This is a genomic window from uncultured Georgenia sp. (assembly GCF_937958535.1).
Classification (GTDB): Bacteria; Actinomycetota; Actinomycetes; order Actinomycetales; family Actinomycetaceae; genus Oceanitalea.
Map to the genome: position 1 here is coordinate 1 of NZ_CALGNQ010000191.1, position 15,817 is coordinate 15,817.

At 72.1% G+C, this 15,817-nt stretch carries 17 protein-coding genes and 1 pseudogene; 9 read left to right on the forward strand and 9 right to left on the reverse strand.

Annotation, left to right across the window (positions count from 1 at the left end):
* The 4 genes and pseudogenes from Q0195_RS10060 to Q0195_RS10075 form a co-directional block, all read right to left on the reverse strand.
* Positions 1 to 163 (reverse strand): annotated as a pseudogene (locus Q0195_RS10060) (ubiquinol-cytochrome c reductase cytochrome b subunit); the annotation flags it as partial.
* Positions 160 to 1,191, reverse strand: coding sequence for a Rieske 2Fe-2S domain-containing protein (locus Q0195_RS10065; RefSeq protein WP_299277852.1), 1,032 nt, complete (start codon positions 1,189 to 1,191; stop codon positions 160 to 162). The pseudogene Q0195_RS10060 and the gene Q0195_RS10065, both read right to left, overlap by 4 nt.
* Positions 1,192 to 1,250: 59 nt before the next feature.
* Positions 1,251 to 2,030 carry a c-type cytochrome gene (locus Q0195_RS10070; protein WP_299277855.1) on the reverse strand — a complete coding sequence of 260 codons (780 nt, stop codon included), beginning with the start codon at positions 2,028 to 2,030 and terminating at the stop codon, positions 1,251 to 1,253.
* 58 nt (positions 2,031 to 2,088) lie between these two features.
* Complete coding sequence (locus Q0195_RS10075; protein WP_299277858.1) at positions 2,089 to 2,742, reverse strand: heme-copper oxidase subunit III; 654 nt, start codon at positions 2,740 to 2,742, stop codon at positions 2,089 to 2,091.
* Positions 2,743 to 3,008: 266 nt separating this feature from the next.
* Between Q0195_RS10075 and Q0195_RS10080 the strand changes: the two genes are divergently transcribed.
* The 3 genes from Q0195_RS10080 to Q0195_RS10090 all read left to right on the forward strand — a co-directional run bounded on the left by Q0195_RS10080 (position 3,009) and on the right by Q0195_RS10090 (position 4,864).
* Positions 3,009 to 3,440 (forward strand): hypothetical protein, encoded by a 432-nt coding sequence (locus Q0195_RS10080; protein ID WP_299277861.1) that lies wholly within the window; start codon positions 3,009 to 3,011, stop codon positions 3,438 to 3,440.
* Positions 3,437 to 4,519: an anthranilate phosphoribosyltransferase gene (gene trpD / locus Q0195_RS10085; RefSeq protein WP_299277863.1), complete on the forward strand. Its 1,083-nt coding sequence runs from the start codon at positions 3,437 to 3,439 to the stop codon at positions 4,517 to 4,519. Before Q0195_RS10080 ends, trpD begins: the two co-directional genes overlap by 4 nt.
* A gap of 63 nt (positions 4,520 to 4,582) precedes the next feature.
* Positions 4,583 to 4,864: an Lrp/AsnC ligand binding domain-containing protein gene (locus Q0195_RS10090; RefSeq protein ID WP_299277866.1), complete on the forward strand. Its 282-nt coding sequence runs from the start codon at positions 4,583 to 4,585 to the stop codon at positions 4,862 to 4,864.
* Here the strand turns inward: Q0195_RS10090 and Q0195_RS10095 are convergent.
* A complete protein-coding gene (locus Q0195_RS10095) occupies positions 4,861 to 6,633 on the reverse strand; it encodes a DEDD exonuclease domain-containing protein (protein WP_366518093.1) in 1,773 nt (590 codons plus the stop codon). The genes Q0195_RS10090 and Q0195_RS10095 overlap by 4 nt on opposite strands.
* An 86-nt stretch (positions 6,634 to 6,719) precedes the next feature.
* Between Q0195_RS10095 and Q0195_RS10100 the strand changes: the two genes are divergently transcribed.
* A complete protein-coding gene (locus tag Q0195_RS10100; protein WP_299277872.1) occupies positions 6,720 to 6,917 on the forward strand; it encodes a hypothetical protein in 198 nt (65 codons plus the stop codon).
* Positions 6,918 to 6,950: 33 nt separating this feature from the next.
* On the opposite strand, the gene Q0195_RS10105 is transcribed toward Q0195_RS10100, so the two are convergent.
* Positions 6,951 to 8,783, reverse strand: coding sequence for an AMP-dependent synthetase/ligase (locus Q0195_RS10105; protein ID WP_299277875.1), 1,833 nt, complete (start codon positions 8,781 to 8,783; stop codon positions 6,951 to 6,953).
* Between the two features lie 133 nt (positions 8,784 to 8,916).
* On the opposite strand from Q0195_RS10105, the gene Q0195_RS10110 reads away from it, so the two are divergent.
* Positions 8,917 to 9,855, forward strand: coding sequence for an ROK family glucokinase (locus Q0195_RS10110; protein WP_299277877.1), 939 nt, complete (start codon positions 8,917 to 8,919; stop codon positions 9,853 to 9,855).
* A gap of 20 nt (positions 9,856 to 9,875) precedes the next feature.
* Here the strand turns inward: Q0195_RS10110 and Q0195_RS10115 are convergent, their stop codons facing one another.
* Positions 9,876 to 10,373 carry a hypothetical protein gene (locus Q0195_RS10115; RefSeq protein WP_299277879.1) on the reverse strand — a complete coding sequence of 166 codons (498 nt, stop codon included), beginning with the start codon at positions 10,371 to 10,373 and terminating at the stop codon, positions 9,876 to 9,878.
* 73 nt (positions 10,374 to 10,446) lie between these two features.
* Here Q0195_RS10115 and Q0195_RS10120 point away from each other — a divergent pair, with 73 nt between their 5' ends.
* The 4 genes from Q0195_RS10120 (at position 10,447) to Q0195_RS10135 (ending at position 14,668) form a co-directional block, all read left to right on the forward strand.
* Positions 10,447 to 11,277, forward strand: a complete 831-nt coding sequence (locus tag Q0195_RS10120; protein WP_299277882.1) for a lysophospholipid acyltransferase family protein — start codon at positions 10,447 to 10,449, stop codon at positions 11,275 to 11,277.
* An 88-nt stretch (positions 11,278 to 11,365) separates the two neighbouring features.
* Positions 11,366 to 12,595, forward strand: a complete 1,230-nt coding sequence (locus tag Q0195_RS10125; protein ID WP_299277885.1) for a pyrophosphate--fructose-6-phosphate 1-phosphotransferase — start codon at positions 11,366 to 11,368, stop codon at positions 12,593 to 12,595.
* 91 nt (positions 12,596 to 12,686) lie between these two features.
* Positions 12,687 to 14,042, forward strand: a complete 1,356-nt coding sequence (locus Q0195_RS10130; protein ID WP_299277887.1) for a class II 3-deoxy-7-phosphoheptulonate synthase — start codon at positions 12,687 to 12,689, stop codon at positions 14,040 to 14,042.
* 23 nt (positions 14,043 to 14,065) lie between these two features.
* The gene (locus tag Q0195_RS10135) at positions 14,066 to 14,668 is read left to right on the forward strand and encodes a molybdopterin-dependent oxidoreductase (protein WP_299277890.1); all 603 of its coding nucleotides are present in this window, start codon (positions 14,066 to 14,068) and stop codon (positions 14,666 to 14,668) included.
* A gap of 45 nt (positions 14,669 to 14,713) precedes the next feature.
* Here Q0195_RS10135 and Q0195_RS10140 read toward each other — a convergent pair whose 3' ends face one another.
* Together Q0195_RS10140 and Q0195_RS10145 are read right to left on the reverse strand one after the other, a co-directional pair.
* A complete protein-coding gene (locus Q0195_RS10140; RefSeq protein ID WP_299277891.1) occupies positions 14,714 to 15,025 on the reverse strand; it encodes a DUF6506 family protein in 312 nt (103 codons plus the stop codon).
* 41 nt (positions 15,026 to 15,066) lie between these two features.
* Positions 15,067 to 15,804, reverse strand: coding sequence for a class I SAM-dependent methyltransferase (locus tag Q0195_RS10145; RefSeq protein ID WP_299277894.1), 738 nt, complete (start codon positions 15,802 to 15,804; stop codon positions 15,067 to 15,069).
* Between the last annotated feature and the right edge of the window lie 13 nt (positions 15,805 to 15,817).

A 15,817-nucleotide genomic window follows, 5' to 3' on the forward strand; every position in this document is an offset into this window, starting at 1 on the left:
CGATGAAGCTGTAGAGCGCGACCTCACCGAGCAGGAAGGACCAGTGGTCGGGGAAGACCTTGCGGGCGAACTCCTTGACGACCTTGCCGATCCCGGTGCGACGGTCGAGGTAGTCGGCCGCCGCGGGGACCTTCGTGGGCTTGCTCGCAGTCGTGGCGCTCATCGGTTCTCATCCAATCGCTCGCGCTCCCAGAAGCTCGGGCCCACGGTCTCGTGGAAGTCCGAGCGGGCAACGAGGTAGCCCTCGGTGTCGACGGTGATCGGCAGCTGGGGCAGGGCCCGCTTGGCCGGGCCGAAGACGACCTTGGCCTCGTTGGCGAGGTCGAAGGTCGACTGGTGGCACGGGCACAGCAGGTGGTGGGTCTGCTGCTCGTACAGCGCCACGGGGCAGCCGACGTGGGTGCAGACCTTGGAGTAGGCGACGATGCCGTCGTAGTGCCAGTCGCGCCGCTCGGGGGAGATGGTCATCTCCGCGGGGTCGATCCGCGTCATGAAGACGACGGCCTTGGCCTTCTCCTCGAGGTAGTGCTCCTCGTTCTCCAGGCCGTGCGGGATGACCTGGAAGGCGGAGCCGTTGGTGACGTCGGCGGCGCGGATGAGCCGCCCGTCGGGGTCGGTGGCCAGGCGACGGCCCATGGTGCCGTCGGGCAGCCGCCCGCCCGAGCCGGCGGGCACGCGGCCCCACGCGGTGTGGGCGAAGCGGCGCGAGTCCCACTGCTCGGGCAGCTCGCCGACGAGCGGGACGACGAAGGGCAGCGGGGCCAGCGCGGCAGCACCGACGAGGGCCCCCTTCAGGACGGGGCGTCGGGCGATGCCGGACTCCTCGATGCCGGTCTCGACCATCTCCGTGGCCTCGGCCCGGACCTCCTCCGAGGAGGCGATCGGCTTGCGCTCCTCGACGTACTCCTTGTTCGACATCAGCGTCTTGGACCAGTGGACCGCCGCGACACCGATACCGAGCAGCGCCAGGCCCAGGCCCAGGCCGAGCACGAGCGTGGAGAGACGCACGTCCATGAGGGTCGTGCCGACGGGGATGGTGGCCCAGCCGACGACGCCGCCGATCGACGCGGCGATCGAGATGAGCAGGAGGAGGACGAGCTGGCGCTCCACCCGCTTGGCCGCCTTGGGGTCACGGTCCGCCAGCCGCTCCGGGTGCGCGGGCAGCCCGGGGTTCTCGAAGCGCTCCGGCACGTCCGCGACGGTGCCGGCACCCTCTCGGGCGGTCAGCTCCCCAGTGGGGCGATCAGTACTCACGAGGACCTAGCTCCCATCCACACTGCAATACCGATGATCCCGCCGATACCGACGATCCACACCCAGAAACCCTCGGAGACCGGACCGAGGTTGCCGAGCGTGATCCCGCCGGGGCTGACCTCGCGCTGCTCCATGACGTAGGCGATGACATCACGGGCACCCTCGTCGGTGATGGATGCCTCGTTGAAGATCGGCATCGACTGCGGGCCGGTGCGCATGGCCTCCCAGATCTGGGTCGGCGTGGCGTCGTCGAGCGGCGGGGCGACCTTGCCCTCGGTCAGCGCACCGCCCGCACCGACGGCGTTGTGGCACATCGAGCAGTTGGTGCGGAAGAGCTCCATGCCGTTGGCGGCGTCGCCCTGCTCCGGGTCGACCTGCTCGGCCGACGGGATGGCCGGGCCGGGGCCGAGGCTGGCGACGTAGGCGGCCAGCGCCTCGGTCTGCTCCGGCGTCATGAGCGGGTCCTTGCGCTCCGCCTGCGGGGAGTTGTTGGCCATCGGCATCCGGCCGGTGGAGACCTGGAAGTGCACCGAGGCGGCACCCACACCGACCAGCGACGGCGCGAGGTCGGTGCCCTGCGCGTCGAGCCCGTGGCAGGTGGAGCAGTTCGTGCGGAACAGCGCCTCTCCAGTGTCGATCTGTTCCTGGCTGGCCGTCTGGGCGGTGGCCGGGTCGGGAGTCAGCGCTGCGTACGCCACCCCCGTCAAGATCAGGGCCAGGAGCAGGAGGACGACCGGTGCCGACCGGTGTCTTCTGCTGGCGGCGAGTGCCTTCACGGTGTTGGTGTCCTTGTCTAGCGTTGGTGGTGGACAGGGGGCAGGTCGGTGCTCGGGCTCAGACGAGGAGCTCGAGGAAGTAGATGATGAAGAACATCCCGACCCAGACGACGTCGACGAAGTGCCAGTAGTAGGACACGACGACGGCGCCGGTGGCCTCCAGGTGGCCGAAACGGTTGGCGGCGAAGGAGCGCCCGATGATGTAGAGGAAGGCGATGAGGCCGCCGATCACGTGCAGGGCGTGGAAGCCCGTCATGATGTAGAAGACCGAGCCGTACGGGCTGGAGCTCACGGTGACGCCGTGGGAGACGAGCTCGGCGTACTCGTAGGTCTGGCCGGCGACGAAGAACGCTCCCATGAGGAACGTGAGGATGAACCACTCCTCCATGCCCCAGCGGCGGACGTCGAACAGCGACCCGGTGCGGCGCGGCTGGAAGCGCTCGGCTGCGAAGACGCCCAACTGCGCGGTGACGGAGCTCGCCACCAGGACGAGGGTGATCGTCAGCGCCCACGGGATGTTGAGCATGTCGTAGTGCTCTGGCCAGATGTCCGCCGACACCGAACGGTGCGTGAAGTACATGGCGAACAGTCCGGCGAAGAACATGAGCTCGCTGGACAGCCAGACGATGGTGCCGACCGAGACGGAGTTCGGGCGGTTGACGTTCACCTGGGGGGCGCTTGGAGCAGCCGTTGTAGACGACACGCAGGCCATTATGGCCCGAGACAGGGGGGTACTGACCACTCCGCCCGTGCGCGATTCCTCGGGGCCGCCACCCCCACGGTAGAACTTCCGCACGATCTCGCGGCTGAGCCTTTGGTCCCGGATGGGACACGCGCCAACACGCCGACCGGCGCCGTGCCCGATTCGCCCTGTTCGTCACCGGGACGCGGTGCCCGTGTCGGGCCGCGGCGTGACTACCATGCGGTCTAGGCCCACCGTGTCTCGCGGTGTGTACCGAGCGATCTTGGAGGAGCACGATGACGCCCGCGCAGCCCGACGCCGCCACGACCACCGCCACCGACGTCGTGGACGTGCTGGTGTACAGCGACGACGTCACCACCCGCGAGCAGGTGCGTCGCGCCGTCGGTCGTCGCGCGGCCGCCGACCTGCCCCGGATCCGGTGGACCGAGGCCGCCACCCACGCCGGCGTCGTGCAGAAGGCGCACGAGGGCGATTTCGCCCTGCTCGTCCTCGACGGCGAGGCGGCCAAGGTGGGCGGCATGGCGGTGGCCCGCCAGCTCAAGACCGAGATGTACCAGTGCCCGCCGGTCCTCGTCCTCACCGCGCGGCCCCAGGACGCCTGGCTGGCCACGTGGGCCCAGGCGGACGCCATCGTCCAGCAGCCCATCGACCCGATCACGATGCAGCAGGCCGTCGCGGACCTCCTCCGCGGGGGCACCACCCGATGAGCGCGGTGCCCGAGGGCGTCGAACCGGTCGTCCCCACCTGGCCCGACCTCATCACCACACTCGTCACGGGCCAGCACCTCAGCGCGGCCCAGACCGGGTGGGCGATGGACCAGGTGATGTCCGGACTGGCGAGCCCGGTGCAGCTTGCCGGGTTCCTCGTCGCACTCCGGGCGAAGGGGGAGACCGTCGCCGAGCTCACCGGCCTGGCCGACGTCATGCTCGAGCACGCGGTCCGGGTGGACCTGCCCGACGACGTCGTCGACATCGTCGGCACCGGCGGCGACCGCGCCCGCACGGTCAACATCTCCACGATGTCCTCCCTCGTCGTCGCCGGCGCGGGTGTCCCGGTGGTCAAGCACGGCAACCGGGCCTCCAGCTCGGCCAGCGGCTCCGCCGACGTGCTCGAGGCGCTCGGCGTGCGGCTCGACATGACCGTCTCCCAGGTGGAGCGGGTCTTCCACGAGGTGGGCATCACCTTCTGCTTCGCGCAGACCTTCCACCCGTCCTTCCGGCACACCGCCACGGCACGGCGCGAGCTCGCCGTCTCCACCGCGTTCAACGTGCTCGGCCCGCTCACCAACCCGGCCCGGCCCCGCGCGGCGGCGATCGGGGTCGCCGACCGCCGGATCGCGCCGCTCGTTGCCGGGGTGCTGGCGCGGCGCGGCAGCCGCGCCCTCGTCTTCCGCGGGGAGGACGGTCTGGACGAGCTCACCACGACGTCGCAGAGCCGGGTGTGGCTGGTCGCCGACGGCGAGGTCACCGAGCACCTCATCGACACCAGGGAGGCGTTCGGCATGGCGCCCGCGACCATCGCGGACCTGCGCGGCGCCGACGCCGTCCACAACGCCGGGGTCGCCCGTGAGCTGCTCGACGGCGCGCCCGGGCCCGTGCGGGACGCGGTGCTCCTCAACTCCGCCGCCGCGCTCGTCGCCTACGGCACCCTGCCCGGGACCGGACCGGACGCCGGCGACCTCGTCACGCGGCTGCGTGCCGGGATCGAGCACGCCGCCGCCGCGATCGACGACGGCCGGGCCCGTGCGGTGCTCGACCGGTGGGTGTCGACCAGCGCCCGGCTGTGACCGCCCCGCCTGCGACATGATGGAGCCGACGGCACCTGCCGCCACCGAGACGAAGGAGACCTCATGCTCACCGCCATCGTCCTCATCGACACCGACGCGAGCCGCGTCCCGGAGGTCGCTCAGGAGGTGGCCGAGCTCGACGGGATCAGCGAGGTCTACTCCGTCACGGGCGACGTCGACCTCATCGCCATCGCCCGGGTGCGGCGCCACGAGGACCTCGCCGACGTCGTGGCCGACAAGGTGGGCAAGGTCAAGGGCGTGACCAACACCCGGACCTACATCGCTTTCCAGGCCTACTCGCGCCACGACCTGGAGTCGGCCTTCGCGATCGGTCTGGGGGACTAGTCCCGCGGCGGCAGCGGGTACTTCGCCGCGCCGTCCACCGGGCAGGCCAGCGGCTCGTCACCGGAGTCCAGCCGCACCAGTCGGGTGGCCGGGTGCTCCACCCAGTCGGCGATGAGCTCGGTCTCCTCGGCACTGGCTGCCCCCATGACCGTCTGCGGCCGCGGCACCTCCTCCCCGGTCGCGACGAGCGCGTCGATCGCCGGCATCGGGTCGACCCCGCGCGGCACGGTGCACGTCCCCGCCAGCCGGCCGTACCGCACCAGGACGACCTCCCAGCCGCCGCCCTCGACCCGCCGGGCGGCGACGAGCTCGGGGCTGCGCCACAGGGGGCGCAGGCGCTGGGTCCGGCGGGCGGCGGCGAGGAAGGCGTGGAGCCGGTCGCGCTCGGTGGCGGCCTCCTCGTACCGCTGCTGCGCCGCGAGCGTGGCGATCCGTGACCGGAGCGCGGAGACCACCGGGCCGACCTCGGAGGTCAGGCCGCGGCGCGCGGCGGAGACGACCTCGGCGTAGTTCTCCACGCTCTGCCCACCCACGCACGGCGCCCCGCAGCGGCCCATCTCGGCCAGCGCGCAGGCGCGGGCGTCCGGGCGCGGGACCACGGGCAGCCGCTGCGCGCAGCGGCGCAGCGCGAAGGCCTCTTCCAGCGCCTCCAGCGCGGCCTGTGCCGCGGCCCGGGAGGTGAACGGTCCGACGACGTCGCCGGCCCGGTCGGCCGGGACGGTGCGGACGATCGACAGCCGCGGGAACGGCTCGTCGGTGAGGCGGACCCAGGGGCGCCGGTGCGGACGCCGGGAGCGACGGTTGTACGGGGGGTCGAGCTCGGCGATGAGGCGCAGCTCCCGCACGGCGGCCTCGAGCTCGGTGGCGCAGGGGATGGTGCGGACGTCCTGGGTGAGGTCGAGCATCTCGCCGATGCGCTTGCGTTTCTCCCCCGCGGTGAAGTACGAGCGCACCCGGCGGCGCAGGTTCACCGCCTTGCCGACGTAGAGCACCTCGCGCGCCGGCCCGAGGAACTGGTAGACCCCGGGCCCGGTGGGCAGGGAGTCGGCGAGCGTGGCCTTGCGGCGCCGCCGGTGGGGGACCGGGTCGGCGACGGTGGCGAGGTCCTCCAGGTGGGTGACGCCCAGCGGTGCCAGCCGGCCCAGCAGACCGTGGAGGACGTCGACTGTGGCGCGGGCGTCGTGCAGCGCCCGGTGGTCCGGGCTCGTGGTGGCGTGGAAGAGCCCGGCCAGCGTGCCGAGCTTGTGGTTGGGTGCCTCGTCCTTGGTGACGACGGTGCGCGCGAGGGCGACGGTGTCGACGACGGTGGGGGAGGGCCAGGTGATGTCGAGCCGCGCCGCCGCGGCCCGCAGGAACCCGACGTCGAACCGCGCGTTGTGCGCCACGAGCACCGTGGTGGGCCCGAAGCCGGCGAACTCGAGGAACGAGGGCAGCACCTCACCGATCCGGGGCGCGCCGATGAGCATGGCGTCGGTGATCCCGGTGAGGACGGTGATCATCGGCGGGACCGGCGTGCCCGGGTCGACGAGGGTCTGGAACTCCCCGAGCACCTCCCCGCCGCGCACCTTCACGGCCCCGACCTCGGTGATCTCGCACCGGGTGGGCGAGCCCCCGGTGGTCTCGAGGTCGACGACGACGAACGTCACCTCCGACAGCGGCACGCCGAGCTCGTCGAATCCGATCTGGAGCGGGGTGCCCGTGCCGGCACGCGTGGCGTCCTCGAGGCCGAGCCGGCGTCCGGGGGCCGGGGCGAGCAGGTTCGCGGTCACGTCCCGGACGCTACGTCCGGCCACCGACATCGCCCGGACGGCACACCGCACGGACCGATGTCGGTGGTCGGTCCTACCGTCGCGCCATGATCATCGACTGCGACTCCTGCGTCATGCGACACATCGCCTGTGACGACTGTGTCGTCAGCTTCCTCACCGACCCAGCCCGCGGGCCGGCGCCGGGCACGCGAGACCTCGGCGAGGACGAACGCACGGCCTTGGCCGTGCTCGCCGAGGGCGGGCTGGTGCCGCCGTTGCGGCTGCGTCGGGCCGACGCCGGCTGACCGGCGCGGCCCGACGCACGCGCGAGCGGCGGGTCAGGACGTCGAGGCCGCCGTCGAGGGCGCTGCCTCGGCGTAGATCTCCTCGATGACGTGCGCGTAGTCGCGCAGCACCGCGTTGCGGCGTACCTTCATCGACGGGGTGAGGTAGCCGTTCTCGACGGTGAAGTCGTCGTCGAGGATGACGAACTTGCGGATCGACTCGGCCCGCGACACCTTGCGGTTCGTCCGGTCGATCTGCATCTGGATGTGCTCGCGCACCAGCGGGTCGTTCTTCGCCTCGGCGACGCTCATCGGCTCCTTGCCGTGGTTCTTCAGCCAGCTGGGCAGCATCTCGGCGTCGAGCGTGATGAGCATGCTGACGAAGTGGCGCCGGTCGCCGATCGCCAGGCACTGGGAGATGAGCGGGTGGGCCCGGGTCGGGTCCTCGAGCTGGCTGGGTGCGACGTTCTTGCCCGCGGCCGTGACGATGAGCTCCTTCTTCCGGCCGGTGATGGTGAGGAAGCCGTCCTCGTCGAGGCTGCCGACGTCGCCGGTGTGGAACCAGCCGTCCGTGAAGGCCTCCGCGGTGGCCTCCGGGTTGTTGTGGTAGCCGCGGAAGACCGGGATGCCCTTGGCGAGGATCTCGCCGTCCTCGGCGATCTTGATCGACGTGCCGGGCAGCGGCGGACCGACGGTGCCGATCTTCACCCGCGAGGGCCGGTTGACGGTGACCGGGGCGGTCGTCTCGGTCAGCCCGTAGCCCTCGAGCACGATGAGCCCGAGGCCGCGGAAGAAGTGGCCGAGCCGCTCACCCAGCGGTGCGCCACCGGAGATCGCGTACACCGCGCGGCCGCCCAGCACGGCGCGGATCTTCTTCAGCACCAGCGCGTCGGCCACCTTGTGCATGAGCCGCAGCCGCACCCCCGGGCCGCCCGGCTGGTCCAGGGCCCGGGAGTAGGCGATGTTGACCTTCGCCGCCCAGCGGAAGATCTTCACCTTCCCGCCGGCCGCCGCCTTCTGCTCCGCCGCGTTGTACACCTTCTCGAAGACGCGCGGGACGGAGAGGATGAACGTCGGGCTGAAGGTGCCCATGTCCGCGACGAGGTCCTTGGTGTCCGGCGTGTGCCCCAGCGTGACCCCGCCGGAGATGACGAGGACCTCGACGAACCGGGCGAACACGTGCGCCAGCGGCATGAAGAGCAGCGTCCGTGCGCCCGGGTAGTCGATGACCTCGTGGAGGTCCTCCAGCGCGTTGCGGCACAGCTCGACGAAGTTGCCGTGGGTGAGCACCGCACCCTTCGGCCGCCCGGTGGTCCCGGAGGTGTAGATGATCGTCGCGACGTCGTCCAGGCCGACGGCGGAGTGGCGGGCGGCGAGGTCGGCGTCGCTGACGTCCCGCCCCAGCTCGGTGAGCCGGTCGAGGGCGCCGTCGTCGATCGTCCAGACCTCGCGCAGGTTCGGCAGCCCGCCGTTCTCCTCCCGTGCCTCGGCCACGACCGCGGCGTGGGCCGCCGTCTCGACGAAGGCCGCGACGCAGTCGGAGTCGCCGAGGATCCAGCCGCACTGGTCGGCGGAGGAGGTCTCGTAGACCGGCACCGGGATCGCGCCCGCGTGCCAGATCGCGAAGTCGAGGATCGTCCACTCGAAGCGGGTCCGCGACATGATCGCGACGTGGTCGCCCGGGGCGATCCCGGCCGCGACGAGGCCCTTGGCCACCCCTTCGACGAGCGCGAGGACCTGGCTGGTCGTGTACTCCCGCCAGACGCCGTTCTCCTGCTTCTCGATGAGCACCTTGTCCGGCGACTCCGTCGCCTGGGCGATGAGGAGGTCGCTGATGCTCGTCGACGGGTCGGACGTCACGGCTAGCGGAACGTGGAACTCGTCCATACTGACTCCAGTGGCAGCGGTCGGAGGGGATGCCTTCCGACCACACGATATGGCAGAACGGCACGACGTGGGGAGCGGCGGTGCGCCGAACGCGTCCGGACGGTGCCCCAGGACAAGGAAGACGGGTGAAGCGATGACGGCGATCGGGGTCGACATCGGAGGGACGAAGATCGCGGCCGGGCTGGTCGACGACTCCGGGCGGGTGCTCGCCCAGACACGACGGGCGACGGACGCGACCGACCCGGAGGCGATCGAGAGCGCGGTGATCGCTGCCGTCGCCGAGCTGCGCCCCGGCCACGACGTCACCGGTGTCGGGGTCGCGGCCGCCGGCTTCGTCAGCCCCGAGCGCGACGGGATGCTCTTCGCCCCGAACATCGCCTGGCGCGACTACCCGCTGCGCGAGCGCCTGTCCCGCGGCATCGACCTGCCCATCGTCATCGAGAACGACGCCAACGCGGCCGGCTGGGCGGAGTTCCGCTTCGGGGCCGGGCGCACCGCCCGGTCGATGGTCATGCTCACCCTGGGCACCGGGCTCGGCGGCGCCATCATCCTCGACGACCGGCTCATCCGCGGCGCGTTCGGCGCCGCGGGTGAGCTCGGCCACATGCGGGTGGTGCCCTCCGGCCACTACTGCGGCTGTGGGCACGAGGGCTGCTGGGAGATGTACGCCTCCGGCCGGGCCCTGACCCGGGCAGCCCGGATGGCGCTCATCACCGACGAGGACCGCGCCGGTCGGCTGCGCGAGCTGGCGGAGGCGGACGGCACCAAGGTCAAGGGCCAGCACGTCACCCAGGCCGCGGGGGAGGGCGACCCGCTCGCCCGGGAGCTGGTCGAGGAGCTCGGCCGGTGGCTCGGCGCCGGCATGGCCGACCTCGCCGCGGTCCTCGACCCCGAGCTGTTCGTCGTGGGCGGGGGAGTCGCCGAGACCGGGGACCTCGTGCTCGAGGCCGCCCGCGCCTCCTTCCGCGCGCAGCTCTCCGCCCGCGGCTACCGGCCCGAGGCGCGCATCGAGCTCGCCGAGCTCGGCAACGAGGCGGGGATCGTCGGGGCTGCGGACCTCGTGCGGCACTGAGCCGCAGGCCGGCCCGCGGGTCAGACGACCGCGCCGTCGTCGTGGTCGTCGACGTCCCGACGGGCCGGCATCCGCCACAGGAGCAGCCCCAGGCCGATCGCGAGAGCGCCCGCGGCGGCGAGCCACACGAGCCCCGGGGCGCCGCGCCACAGCAGGACGCACACGACCATGAGGGCGATCCCGCCCAGCGCGCTCACCCAGCCGAGGACCACGACCGGCTCGGCGCGGGCCAGCGGGTCGGGGTCGGGCGCGACGAAGCCGTCGACGAGGTCGCGTGCGGGGTCGTCGTCCTCGTCGTCGGTCTCCGGTGCGGGGCTGTAGTCGCGCGGCCCGGGCGCCGGTGTGAACGACGCGGGCGGCGGCTGGGCGGCCGAGGTGGCGGCAGCGTCGTCCTCCTCGTCGTCGTCCGGGGGCAGGCGGAGCTCACCGAGCCGGGCGGTGAGCTCGGCCCACTTCGCGTCGAGGTCGTCGTCGGGGACGTTGCCGCCCTCGGCGGCACCCCGGGTAGGACCAGCCATGCACAGCACTCTAGAGTGCTGCGCAGGGCGCGGCCGACATGGGCCGCCCGAGAATCGCAGAAGGAGCGGCCCGGTGTTCTACGGCTTGATGAAGGCGACGCTCGGCACCGTCCTGCGGGTCTTCTACCAGCCGTGGATCCGGGGCGCGGAGCACGTGCCCGACGAGGGCCCCGCGATCCTGGCCAGCAACCACCTCGCGGTCATCGACTCCTTCTTCCTCCCGCTCATGCTGCGCCGCCCCGTGGTCTTCCTGGGCAAGCAGGACTACTTCACCGGCCGCGGCATCAAGGGCCGGCTCGTGGCCGGCTTCATGCGCGGGGTCGGCACCATCCCCGTCGACCGCAGCGGCGGCCGGGCGAGCGAGGCGGCGCTGCGCACCGGCCTGCGGCGGCTGGAGGAGGGCGAGCTCTTCGGCATCTACCCCGAGGGGACCCGCAGCCCCGACGGTCGGCTCTACCGGGGCAAGACCGGGGTCGCGCGCCTCGCGCTGCAGTCGGGAGCACCGGTGATCCCGGTCGCGATGATCGGCACGAACATCGCCCAGCCCATCGGCACCCGCATCCCGCGGCTGCGGCCGATCGGCGTCGTCATCGGCAAGCCGCTGGACTTCAGCCGCTACGCCGGCCTGGAGGAGGACCGCTTCGTCCTGCGCTCGGTCACCGACGAGATCATGTACGAGATCATGCGGCTCTCCGGCCAGGAGTACGTCGACGTCTACGCCTCCACGGTCAAGGCCCGGGCCGCGGCGGAGCGGCCCGTGGGCGGCCCCGCCGCCCCGGGTGGTCGCCGCGCACCGGGGACCGGCGTGCCGGAGCCCACCGCGCAGGAGCTCGCCGAGGGCAAGGAGCGGCTGGAGGCCGCGATGCAGGAGAGCACGGAGGACGACGAGCGCCCCGGGAGGTGACGGCGGACCACCCCGCGGCGTCATTACACTGGGCTGCGCGTGCGAGCGCACCTGCTCGCCTCCGCCCCCGTTCGACGAAAGGTTCCTGATGCCCGTTCGCCGTGTCGCACTGCTCACCGCAGGTGGCTTCGCCCCCTGCCTGTCCTCCGCGGTGGGAGGCCTGATCGAGCGCTACACCGAGGTGGCGCCGGACGTGGAGATCATCGCCTACCAGTACGGCTACCACGGTCTGCTGACCGGCAACAAGATCGTCTTCGACGACGAGGCCCGGGCCCGCGCGGGTGTGCTGCACAAGTTCGGCGGCAGCCCCATCGGCAACAGCCGCGTCAAGCTCACCAACGTGAAGAACCTGGTCGAGCGCGGCCTGGTCAAGGAGGGTGACGACCCGCTCAAGGTCGCCGCCGAGCAGCTCCGCGCCGACGGCGTGGACGTCCTCCACACCATCGGCGGGGACGACACGAACACCACCGCCGCGGACCTGGCCGCCTACCTGGAGGAGAACGGCTACCACATGGCGGTGGTCGGCCTGCCCAAGACCATCGACAACGACATCATCCCGATCCAGCAGTCGCTGGGCGCCTACACCGCCGCCGAGCAGGCGAGCCGGTTCGCGCAGAACATCATCGGCGAGCACCGCTCCAACCCGCGGATGCTCATCATCCACGAGGTCATGGGCCGCCACTGCGGCTGGCTCACCGCGGCGGCCGCCCAGGACTACCACCGCTGGGTCGCCGAGCAGCCCGAGTGGAACCCGAGCGCCGGGCTCGTCAAGGAGCGCTGGGACGTCCACGCCGTCTTCCTGCCCGAGATGAAGATCGACCTGGAGAGCGAGGCCCAGCGCCTGCGGGGCGTCATGGACGAGCTGGGGAACGTCAACATCTTCCTCTCCGAGGGTGCCGGTGTGCCGGAGATCATCGCCGAGCTCGAGGCCAAGGGCGAGGAGGTCCAGCGTGACCCCTTCGGCCATGTCAAGCTCGACACGATCAACCCCGGCCAGTGGTTCGGCAAGCAGTTCGCCGAGCTCATCGGCGCGGAGAAGGTCATGGTGCAGAAGTCCGGCTACTTCTCCCGCTCCGCCCCGGCGAACGAGCGCGACCTCGAGCTCATCCGCACGATGGTCCACAAGGCCGTGGACAGCGCGCTGGCCGACGTCTCCGGCGTCGTCGGGCACGACGAGGAGAACGGCGGGGAGCTGACGACGATCCCGTTCCCGCGGATCGCCGGTGGCAAGGCCTTCGACATCACCCAGCCGTGGTTCACCGAGCTCATGGCGAGCATCGGCCAGGACGTCGCCCCGGCCGACCCCGTGGAGCACTGACCGGACCTGTCCCGGACGCCGCCGGCCGCCCGTTTCCCACGGTGCGGACCGGCGGCGTTCCACGTTCCGGACCTCCCGTATCCTGGCGGGCGTGAGTATCGAGGCAGATCCCGCGGTCCTGCGCGGGTTGGACAAGTGGCGAGAGCTCCCGGCTTCCCAGCAGCCGCTGTGGCGCGACGTCGACGAGCTGCGGGCGGTCACCGAGCAGCTGGCCGCCTCCCCGCCCCTGGTCTTCGCCGGCGAGGCGGACAAGCTGCGCGAGCAGCTGGCCAAGGCGTCCCGCGGTGAAGCGTTCCTGCTCCAGGGCGGCGACTGCGCCGAGACCTTCGCCGAGTCGACGATCGCGGACAACATCCGCAACAAGATCCGCACCATCCTCCAGATGGCCGTCGTGCTCACCTATGGCGCCAGCCTCCCCATCATCAAGATGGGGCGCATGGCGGGGCAGTACGCCAAGCCGCGGAGCAACGACATCGAGGTCCGCGACGGGGTGGAGCTGCCCGCCTACCGTGGTGACGCCGTCAACGGCCACGCCTTCACCGCCGAGGCCCGGGTGCCCGACCCGAACCGGCTGCTCACGGCCTACCACCGCTCGGCGACCACGCTCAACCTCATCCGTGCCTTCACCTGGGGCGGCTTCGCCGACCTGCGCCGCGTCCACGAGTGGAACCGCGGCTTCACCTCCAACCCGGCCTACAAGCGCTACGAGGCCCTCGCCTCGGAGATCGACCGTGCCATCCGCTTCATGGCGGCCGCCGGCGCCGACTTCGACGCGCTGAGGACGGTGGACTTCTACTCCAGCCACGAGGCGCTGCTCCTCGACTACGAGCGGGCGATGACGCGGATCGACTCGCGCACCGGGCAGCCGTACAACACCTCGGCGCACTTCGTGTGGATCGGGGAGCGGACCCGGCAGCTCGACGGCGCCCACGTCGACCTGCTCTCCCGGGTGCGCAACCCGATCGGGGTCAAGCTCGGCCCGACCACCACCCCGGAGACGGCGCTGGCACTGCAGGAGAAGCTCAACCCGGAGGGGGAGCCCGGCCGGCTCACCTTCATCACCCGGATGGGTGCCGAGCGCATCCGCGAGACCCTGCCGCCGCTGCTCAAGGCCGTGAGCGAGCACGGCAGCCCGGTGACGTGGGTGTGCGACCCGATGCACGGGAACACCTTCGCCTCCCCCAACGGGTACAAGACCCGCCGCTTCGACACGGTGCTGGACGAGGTCCGGGGCTTCTTCGAGGCCCACGACGCCGCCGGGACGGTGCCGGGCGGGCTGCACGTCGAGCTCACCGGCGACGACGTCACCGAGGTGCTCGGCGGCGGGGAGGAGATCGACGAGGGCGCGCTCAGCCGGCGCTACGAGACCCTTGTCGACCCGCGGCTCAACCACCAGCAGTCGCTCGAGATGGCCTTCGCGGTCGCGGAGATGCTGCGAGGCGCCTGAATGACGACGCTGCGGGGGGCGTGATGAGCACCGTCGGTGCGATCGAGCTGCCGCCCGACCGGAGCCTGCCCCCGGGGCAGTACCTCGTGGCCCAGGCACCGGTCATGCACTACGGGCCGGTGCCGCGGCCGCGGCCGGAGCGCTGGGACTTCGCCATCGGCGGGCTCACCCGCGACGGTGCCGAGCACCGCTTCTCCCTGGAGGAGGTGCTGGCGATGCCGCCGCTGGAGGTGGTCGCCGACCTGCACTGCTCGACGCGGTGGAGCACCCTGGACGAGCGCTGGTCCGGCGTCGCCGCGCGGGCCCTGGTCGAGGCCGTCCCGCCGGCCGACGGCATCGAGGACGTCCTCGTCTTCGCCGAGTTCGGCTACAGCGCGAACATCAAGGTCGAGGACCTCATGTCCGGCCGGGCGGTGCTCGCCACCCACCACGACGGCGAGCCGTTGAGCCAGGAGCGGGGTGCCCCGCTGCGGCTCATCCTGCCGCACCTGTACTCCTGGAAGGGGCCGAAGTGGGTGCGCGGCTGGCACTACACGGCCGCCCCGCAGCGGGGCTTCTGGGAGGAGCGCGGATACCACCTGCGCGGGGACGTCTGGCGCGAGGAGCGGTACGCCTACCAGGAGTGACCCGGCCGGCGTAGCGGCGTCGGGGCGGGGGCGTCCGCCCGCGCCTCAGCCCGTCCCCTCGCCGAAGTCCGCGGCGTATGCAGCGGCGGCGGCGAGCGAGTCCATCGCGAACGTCACGTGCCCGACCGCGACGGAGTCACCCACGGCCGCCCTCACCGCGGCCGCGTCCGCGGGGGTGAGCCCGCCGCACAGTTCGATCAGCCGGACGCCCTCGGCGGCGAGCTCACGTGCGACGCCCGGGACGGCGGCGGCGTCCGGGACGGGGACGAGGATCGAGGTGACGCCGTCGCGGGCGACGACGGTCCGGTCGGACGTCGGGTCCGTCCCGGGGTGCTCGTAGATGTAGGCCCAGCGCATGGGATGGTCGTCCTCTCTGCGGGAAGCGGATTTTCGAGGTGTCAGCCGCGGACGGCGCGGAAGACGAGGATTCGTGAGGCGTCGGTGACCGGCCCGCCGTCCCAGTCACCGTCGACCTGCACGCGGGAGAAACCCGCTGCGAGGAGGTGTGCGGTGAGCTCGGCGGCGGTGCGGAAGTGTAGGACGCTCGTGTAGACGCGGTCCTCGCCGTCATCGATGACGTTGTGCGCGTCGAGCACGACCCGGCCTTCCTCGGCGACGGTGACCTCGAGCCACTCGCGGAGGCGTCCGAACGGCGTCCGGCGTTCGCCCTCGGTGGCCGGTCTGGTCCACTCCTGCCACGCCCGACGGGCGGGGTTGCGGCTCTCGAAGGCGAGCACGCCGCCGGGCCGCAGCGCGTCCGCCACGTGGCGGAGTGCGGCAGGCAGGCCGTCGGTGGAGATGTGCTGGACGGCGTTGCCGGTACACACGACGAGGTCGATGTCACCGGTCGGCGGGATCGTCGCGGCGTCGCCGAGCACCCAGCGGACCCGCTCGCTGCCCGGCTGCCGCCGGGCGAAGTCGAGCATCGTCGGGCTCGGGTCGACGCCGGTCACCCTCCGGCTGCCGGTGGCGAGCGCCCGGGTGAGCAGCGCGGTGCGGCACCCGAGGTCGACGACGGTCCGGGCGCCGAGCGCGTCGGCGAGCTCGCGGTAGTACCGGTGGTCGCGCCCGGCCGGGTTGTCGGTGTCGTACAGCGTCACCAGGTCGGGGTCGCGGTAGGGGTCCGGGAGGTCCACGTCTCGGACCGTA